Genomic DNA, 5346 nt, shown 5'->3' on the forward strand with positions numbered 1-5346 from the left:
TAACCCTCTCCCGCAAGGGGAGAGGGAAGTATTGAACAAACTCTCCCGCAAAGGAGAGAAGATGGATTCCGAACAAGTCGGAATGACGGAAAAAGAGGAGAATAATAGAGGAAACCATAGTTCACTTTTTTCTTGACAAATAGATTTCAATAGTTTATTATCTAACTATAGTTTATAGAAGGGAAATAAGGATTACACACTACCCCTCTTCTTAATAGAAAGAGTAAAGCAAAAGTAAAGGAAAAGTAAACAAGTAAACATGGGAATCTTTAAAAATCAATGGGTTATGAGACACCCCCCCCTCCCCAGTAAAGTAAACTTAGGAAGGGAAAAGGGAGAATGAACGATTGAACACTCACAAGGATGATAAACATATTGAATTAAAAGAGAAAACAGATGAATTTGCAGTTAAAGAATGAACATATAAAAAAAAGGGGTGGAAACGATTTCATTTCATCAGGATTTTTTTATGTGGGCAATGGGGAGGAAAACTTTTCGGATTAATGTATGTTATTATTTATGTATAATAAAATATACTTATCGTAAGGAGGGCAAATTGGAAGAGAAACTTACACATGAGGAGTTCCTAAAGAGGGCGATTCAGACCCTCAGGCGTGAAGGCTACAAGGGCATACACAGTGTGTATTCGGGGTTTAACGAGGCATTCAGGAAGTATTTCGAAGGACAAGACCCTGTGAAGGTAGTCAATAGCCTTGCCAAAGAGGGCAAGGTTACGGTGAGGCCTGTAAGAGGAGGCGTGATGCTTTACCTTCCAGAGGAATCCCCTGCGCCCTTGCAGACAGCCAAAGAGGCTTTAGAAAAGATGGGCTTATGAGGATTGGTATCTTTGGTGGCACATTCAACCCGATTCATTTTGGCCACCTGAGGGCAGTAGAAGAGGTAAGGCAGGCAGTGGACTTAGATAAGGTCTTTTTCATACCCTCTGGCTATCCTGCTCTTAAGACATGGGACCTCGAAGAGGCATCCCACAGGTATCGGATGACTGCCATTTCAGTGAAAGACAATCCATATTTTGAGGTTTTAGACATCGAATGCAGGGTTCCGGGCAGGTCCTATTCCGTAGATACCCTAAGTGAGCTTAATGCCCAATACCCTGATGAGGAGTTTTTTTTCATCTTAGGCATAGATGCCTTTATAGACCTTCCTGAGTGGAGAATGCCTGAGGAGATTATAGGGCTTTCTGAGTTTATTGTGATATCCCGTCCTCAATATAGTTTTATGGATGTCATTTCCTCGCCTTATCTTAATCCCGAGGCTGTTAAAGAGGGGCTTTTGAGGCTTGACGGAAAAGAGACTTCTATATTCAGGTCATCCCTTAGGAGCGGAAGAAGCATTATATTTACCTCCCTGACGCAAATGGACATATCGGCTACTGCTATAAGGAAGCTCTTGAGAGATGGTAAGTCGGTAAAATACCTATTGCCACAGGATGTGGAATCATATATAATTTCAAACGGGCTTTATTTAGCCCGAATCGAAAGAGGGCAAAAACCTGAAGGAGGCAGTGGGCTTAAACAGCAAAAACAAAGCCATTAAGATTGCAATGCTCTGCCTTGACAAAAAGGCAGACAATGTGGTTGTGCTCGAGATGAAGGGGCTTACCACATTTGCCGATTATTTTGTTGTTTGCTCTGGAGAAAGTGTAACTCAGGTTAGGGCTATTGCAGAGCATGTCGAGGAGACACTCTCGAAACTTAGGGCAAAAAGAGTTTTGCCGTTTAGCGTTCAGGGACTTGGCTATTCGCACTGGGTGCTGATGGACTACTCGGATGTCATTGTGCATATATTCGAGAAAAACACAAGGCAATATTATATGCTCGAAAAGCTCTGGCTCGATGCCCCGAGGGTCAGGATAGGAGATAATACTCCATGAGCAAATTATCTATACTCATATTCGTTGTCTTTATTGGGCTTCTTGCCCTTTTTGCAGTCTCTAACAAAGAGGTCACAACAGTAGCAGTGCCATTTGGAGATATCTACGAGGTGCCAAAGATAAGCCTGATACTTTTTTCAGCCGCATTTGGCGGACTTTCCATACTTCTAATGTTCCTGATACGGGATATGAGGCGGTTTCTCACAGGCTATAAGGTTCAAAAGAAACAGAAAAAGGAAGACAGGCTACATAGGCTTTACAGTTCTGCCCTGAATGCCATCCTTGCTGACAACGAGGTAGAGGCAAAGAGCTCCATAGAGAAGGCACTTGAAGAGAATCCCGAATATACGGATGCACTCCTTAGAGCCGGAGACATAGAGTTCACCCGGGGGGCATTCGGAGAGGCGGTCAGCTATTATAGAAGGGCACTTTCCTCGAGCCCAAGAAACTTGGAGGCACTGTTTTCCCTCGCAAAGGTAATGGAGACAACAGGCACAAGGTCAGAGGCACTTGGATTTATAGAGGAAATCTTAGACATAGACCCTGACAACCTCAGTGCCCTTTACAGGAAACGCTCAATCTTAGAGCTGGACGGAAAATGGGATGAGCTTATAGATGTGCAAAAGTCAATCCTAAAATACGAGTACACAGAGAAGGAAAAGCAAAGGGAACAGTCAAACCTCTTAGGCTATAAATACGAGCAGGCAAAGGACAGCCTCGAAAGAGAAGAGCTTGAAAGGGCAAATAAGGAATTCCGCGCAATACTCCGCATGGAGAGGAATTTCATACCTGCCTATCTTGGGCTTGCAGAGACAATGCTGAGGCAGGCAGAGCCAGACGATGCAGTGAATTTCCTTGAAAAGGCATATGAGCAAACATCCTCGGCAATAATACTTGCCCGACTGGAAGACGAATTAATAAACATTGGAGAGCCATCGAGAATCATAAGGGTATACAAGACTGCTATTTCCAACAAGCCAGAGGACAATATGCTCAGGATATTCTTAGGAAAACTTTACTACAGGCTCGAGATGATTGAAGATGCATTTGAGACCCTGAAGGCAATAGACGCTCAGGAGCCATACCCTGAGCTCTGTCAGCTTCTTGGAGAGCTTTATCTTAGAAGACAGCAATACGATAAGGCAGTTCAGGAATTCAGAAAGACCATGAACATGAAAAAGGCACTAAGGCTTCCATATTGCTGTGGGGTTTGCGGTTATATGGCAGAGGACTGGTCAGGCAGATGTCCGGGCTGTAGTTCATGGAATACATTTAAGTTTAATCTTCATGGCACCTGCAAAGTTTAAAAAAGGCAAGGTTGTTTTAGACACAAGCCTCTTTGTCAATCCTGATGTAAGGAGAAGCTTTGGCAAGACTCCGACAGAGGCTCTGGAGGGCTTTCTTTTTCTTGCGGCACAAGTGCCTATCTTAGAATTTTACATGCCGCCTTCTGTTTTCGAGGAGCTTTTGAACTTCATAGAGCCAGAGAAGGTCTCAGGAGACCTCCTCGTATACCTTCTTCAGAAGCCTCCCAAAAAACACGAGCTTATCATACCTGCATTTCTCCTTTATGAGCTTATCGAGGATGTAAGGGAAAGGGTGAACAAGGGTCTCAGGGTTGCCGAGAAAGCTGTTAGGTCAGCTGGGCTTAAGAAGGCAGATGAGGTCATACAGGACCTGAGGCATAAATACAGGGAAGCCCTTAGAGAAGGCATTATAGATAGCAAAGAGGATGTGGATTTGATACTTCTTGCCATGGAGCTTAATGCCCTTCTTGTGACTGCAGACCAGGGCGCAATAAAATGGGCTGAAAAGTTAGGCATAAAATGGCTTATCCCAGAGAAATTCAAAGAATACATGCTTAGCTCTATAAAAAAGGCAGGAGTGTTTCATCTCCCGGAAAAAACAGAGGGCTAATCGAAAAATCCATGTCCCCTTAATCTGTCTCTGAGTTCTTTTGTTGCTCTATCGAATACCCTATAAAACCTTGCCTTGTAGTATTCCCCTATTGCCTCCATGGACATAAGGTGTGCCCTGACACCAACTGTCTTTAAGTGAAGTAAAAGGGCATCTACCGTCTCTTTCCTCCTAACCCTTATGGAGAAAAACTCCCTTACCTGTCCTCCTTCATCGAGCTCTTTTAGCAACTTCTGATTCTGACTGCTTAGTGCCTTAGCCACATCTTTAAAGTAATCCCCTGCCTCTATACCGAATTCATGGCAGAAAAATAAAAGCCTTATCATCCTTTCCATATAAAACCCTGCTGGAAGCTCAGAAAGCAATCCTGCGGTTGCCTCTATATCCCTTAGACACGATGAAGGCGTAACATACTTAAGGGTCTTTCCTCCTTCAGCCACAGGCTTAAGGGTTATGCCTTCCCTTTCGTCTCTGTCAAGGTCAATTATGAGGTTTTTGACCTGAGGTATATTAATGTCTCTAAATTGCCCCCAGTGTCTTACCTGATTAATCCCTTCCTTTTCAAAGACCTTGTATTTTTCCTCAGGTAAAATAAGCCTTCCTTTGCCATCCATAATATCGAAGCCCATAAACATAAGGTCCTCTTTCATATAGGGAATGACCTCTGTATTATATGGGTTTTCAGGGCCAACTACCTCTCCGCAAAGTGTATGCAGGGGATAAACCGAAAAGAACCTTGCTGGCAGAAGCTCAGAAACCCTTTCTGTTGTAAACGGGCATATAAAGCCTCCCCTCGTAAAAGCTATAAGTAAGCCATCAACCAGCTTTACCCTTACATTGTAGCCATCCATCTTTTCTTCGGCATAAAAGCCCTCTCTAAGATACCTGTCGATTCCCCTTTCGAGGTGAAGGATTCTTCTTATCCTTGGGTAACCATAAAGCATATCTTTATCCCAGAAAACAGTGCCTCTAAGGAGATGCCCCAGGTCATGTGCCATCCTCACAAAGGTCCTTCCATTATGTTTGTACATGGAAAAGACTTCTTTCTTATCTTCGATGACGGATTCAGGGAAATGGGTTTTTACAAAATTCGGTATCTCCATAAGGAGATTATAGCACCACCTTTTTGTGTCCCGCCAAAATGATAATGTCCTATCGTATAAAAATCGTTTCCATCTCCTTTTTTTATATGTTCATTCTTTAACTGCAAATTCATCTGTTTTCTCTTTTAATTCAATAGTTTTATCATCCTTGTGGATGTTCAAGCGTTCATTCTCCCTTTCCCTTCCTAAGTTTACTTTACTGGGGAGGGGGGGGTGTCTCATAACCCATTGATTTTTAAAGATTCTGCCTTCATTATAGTTCCGTTTAGTTCCGTTTTGTTTCCGGATTAGACCGTATTCCTGCTTAAGTATCTCATTTGCAACCCTCTGCTCTTTCAATGTCCGTCTCTTTCTACGTCCTGAGCCTGTCAAAGGGTCTACAAACCATAGTTATAATAATAACCTTTTAAATCCCATTTGTCAAGTAAAAAA

At 43.0% G+C, this 5346-nt stretch carries 7 protein-coding genes; 5 read left to right on the forward strand and 2 right to left on the reverse strand.

Annotated features, from left to right (window positions below; all coding sequences use genetic code 11):
• The first annotated feature begins 556 nt into the window (after nt 1–556).
• From HY805_07805 to HY805_07825, 5 genes are read left to right on the forward strand one after another with little or no spacing between them, the layout of a single operon-like run.
• Nucleotides 557–835, forward strand: coding sequence for a hypothetical protein (locus HY805_07805; GenBank protein ID MBI4824114.1), 279 nt, complete (start codon nt 557–559; stop codon nt 833–835).
• Nucleotides 832–1557 (forward strand): nicotinate (nicotinamide) nucleotide adenylyltransferase, encoded by a 726-nt coding sequence (gene nadD / locus HY805_07810; protein MBI4824115.1) that lies wholly within the window; start codon nt 832–834, stop codon nt 1555–1557. Before HY805_07805 ends, nadD begins: the two co-directional genes overlap by 4 nt.
• Nucleotides 1558–1564: 7 nt before the next feature.
• The gene (gene rsfS, locus HY805_07815) at nt 1565–1894 is read left to right on the forward strand and encodes a ribosome silencing factor (GenBank protein ID MBI4824116.1); all 330 of its coding nucleotides are present in this window, start codon (nt 1565–1567) and stop codon (nt 1892–1894) included.
• Entirely contained in the window at nt 1891–3201 is a 1311-nt protein-coding gene (locus tag HY805_07820) for a tetratricopeptide repeat protein (GenBank protein MBI4824117.1), read from the forward strand. The genes rsfS and HY805_07820 overlap by 4 nt, the downstream gene beginning before the upstream one ends.
• A complete protein-coding gene (locus HY805_07825) occupies nt 3182–3811 on the forward strand; it encodes an RNA ligase partner protein (GenBank protein ID MBI4824118.1) in 630 nt (209 codons plus the stop codon). The genes HY805_07820 and HY805_07825 overlap by 20 nt, the downstream gene beginning before the upstream one ends.
• Here HY805_07825 and HY805_07830 read toward each other — a convergent pair.
• Together HY805_07830 and HY805_07835 are read right to left on the reverse strand one after the other, a co-directional pair.
• Nucleotides 3808–4914: an RNA ligase gene (locus tag HY805_07830; protein MBI4824119.1), complete on the reverse strand. Its 1107-nt coding sequence runs from the start codon at nt 4912–4914 to the stop codon at nt 3808–3810. The two genes, HY805_07825 and HY805_07830, sit on opposite strands and share 4 nt — an antisense overlap.
• 90 nt (nt 4915–5004) lie before the next feature.
• Nucleotides 5005–5253 carry a hypothetical protein gene (locus HY805_07835; protein MBI4824120.1) on the reverse strand — a complete coding sequence of 83 codons (249 nt, stop codon included), beginning with the start codon at nt 5251–5253 and terminating at the stop codon, nt 5005–5007.
• Nucleotides 5254–5346 lie beyond the last annotated feature (93 nt).

It is taken from the genome of Nitrospirota bacterium (genome assembly GCA_016207905.1).
GTDB lineage: Bacteria > Nitrospirota > Thermodesulfovibrionia > Thermodesulfovibrionales > JdFR-86 > JACQZC01.

Coding starts and splice junctions, on each gene's coding strand:
- HY805_07820 (MBI4824117.1), top strand. CDS start 1,891: ATGAGCAAATTATCTATACTCATATTCGTTGTCTTTATTGGGCTTCTT.
- nadD (MBI4824115.1), top strand. CDS start 832: ATGAGGATTGGTATCTTTGGTGGCACATTCAACCCGATTCATTTTGGC.
- HY805_07830 (MBI4824119.1), bottom strand. CDS start 4,914: ATGGAGATACCGAATTTTGTAAAAACCCATTTCCCTGAATCCGTCATC.
- HY805_07825 (MBI4824118.1), top strand. CDS start 3,182: ATGGCACCTGCAAAGTTTAAAAAAGGCAAGGTTGTTTTAGACACAAGC.
- rsfS (MBI4824116.1), top strand. CDS start 1,565: ATGCTCTGCCTTGACAAAAAGGCAGACAATGTGGTTGTGCTCGAGATG.